Source organism: Caenibacillus caldisaponilyticus, from assembly GCF_002003465.1.
Lineage (GTDB): Bacteria > Bacillota > Bacilli > Bacillales > Sporolactobacillaceae > Caenibacillus > Caenibacillus caldisaponilyticus.
This window is the reverse complement of sequence record NZ_BDDQ01000138.1, coordinates 1-1,569: the sequence shown is the minus strand read 5'-3', so window position 1 is coordinate 1,569 and position 1,569 is coordinate 1. Positions and strand designations below refer to the sequence as shown.

Sequence of the window (1,569 nt, the reverse complement as noted above, 5' to 3'; positions counted from 1 at the left end):
CTTGAAAGAGAAATAGAACGGATGAGGTCGAAAAATGATTGAATTTACGATATATGGCGAGCCGGTCGCACAAGGCCGGCCAAGATTCACGACAATAGGCGGATATGTTAAGGCATACGATCCGAAAAAATCAAGGGAATTCAAGAATTATATTCGGCTTGTTGCCACCCAATATAAGCCAGAAAAGCCGTTGGAAGGTGAGATTGAGGTCGAGATGGACGTTTACCGATCCATTCCAAAGAGTTTGCCAAAATACAAGAAAGAAAAGGCTCTGAACGGAGAATTACGGCCGATCACCAAGCCCGATCTGGATAACGTTGTAAAGAGCGTATGGGACTCGCTAACCGGTGTCATATGGAGGGATGACAAGCAGATAGTCGGTATGACTGTTAGGAAGTGGTATAGCGAACAACCACGAATTGAATTGAAGGTCAAACCATTGGGAGGTGAATCTCGATGAAAGAGAAAGAAATCAAACCCGGCAGCTACGAATGGCAACGGCAAATCATCCGGGAGGAATACGTTGAGCCGGCCAAGAAGGAACAAGAAAAACAAACACGGCGGTGAGCGACATGGCGGAACTGAAGGCGGAGGTCAATCTTCTTGAGAATGCCGTATACATGGTTCGGGACGGGAAGCTCGAAAAGCTCGACGTACCGGGAGATGGGTACGGAAAGCAAACGATCACATGGCAGGCCGGGAAGCCGGTGCATTATGAAGTGAGTTATACGAAAAAGTGAGGGATGGATAGAATTGCAATTGCATTTTTATACATCTTTTGAAAGCATAGAAGCATTAAGAAATGGTATGACTGTTTATGTTTGGAATAAATCGCTAGCTAAGCCGCATCATATTCATATTAGTGTTGATGTTGATAAATACATCATAGAAAAATCGCCTATTCATAAGGATTACACAGTGTTTTGTATTACCAGGATTGGATGATCAAAATTAGATAAAATGCTACCGGAACAACCGGGGCACCGATCACCGCAGATGCGGGATTGGTGTCCTTTTCTTTTTTGGAGGGGTGGAGCGTGAAGGTCAAGGTCCGGAAAGGGAATTGCGATGGGTGCATTTGGATGATGAAAGAAAATGTGTGTCCGTTTTATCGATGTGTGCGTGATTATGGGTTCATTGCTGATCCTTATGATGAAAGGAGCGGACGTGATGAACAAGAACCAAATCGCTGCGATGCTTAGAGATTATCATTGGATGGTCAATGAAATTCAACGCCAACGAAAGATACTGGAAGATGCCGGAGAAGGTCTGACTGCTCAATATGGCATCGAAGGATCACTTCCAAAGCCGAAAGGCGCACCAAATGATCCGGTTTATCGGGAGTATTTGCGGAGAGAAAAGAAGACAAAGTGGATTGAGAGATTGGAGCAAAAGGTTCTATTTATACAGGAATACTCAAAAGCTATCACAAACGAACGCGAGAAGGCCGTTTTGGAATGTATGCTTGATGGTATGTCTATGATAGCTATCAGCAGGCATATGGGATTGTCTGAACGACATGTGTTCAGGATTAGGGATTCGATCGTGGACAAAATGGCAAAGATGGCA

The 1,569-nt window shown here is 44.4% G+C and carries 3 protein-coding genes; all 3 read left to right on the top strand.

The genetic code is table 11. The features are described from left to right. Nucleotides 1–34 precede the first annotated feature (34 nt). On the top strand, nucleotides 35–460 hold the full coding sequence (locus CCB157_RS16840) for a RusA family crossover junction endodeoxyribonuclease (protein WP_077616940.1): 426 nt from the start codon (nucleotides 35–37) through the stop codon (nucleotides 458–460). 112 nt (nucleotides 461–572) lie between these two features. Next, nucleotides 573–740: a DUF3954 domain-containing protein gene (locus CCB157_RS16835; RefSeq protein ID WP_077616939.1), complete on the top strand. Its 168-nt coding sequence runs from the start codon at nucleotides 573–575 to the stop codon at nucleotides 738–740. Between the two features lie 430 nt (nucleotides 741–1,170). Further along, on the top strand, nucleotides 1,171–1,569 hold a 399-nt coding region (locus CCB157_RS16830), incomplete at its 3' end, for a LuxR C-terminal-related transcriptional regulator (protein ID WP_077616941.1).

Coding starts and splice junctions, on each gene's coding strand:
- CCB157_RS16840 (WP_077616940.1), top strand. CDS start 35: ATGATTGAATTTACGATATATGGCGAGCCGGTCGCACAAGGCCGGCCA.
- CCB157_RS16835 (WP_077616939.1), top strand. CDS start 573: ATGGCGGAACTGAAGGCGGAGGTCAATCTTCTTGAGAATGCCGTATAC.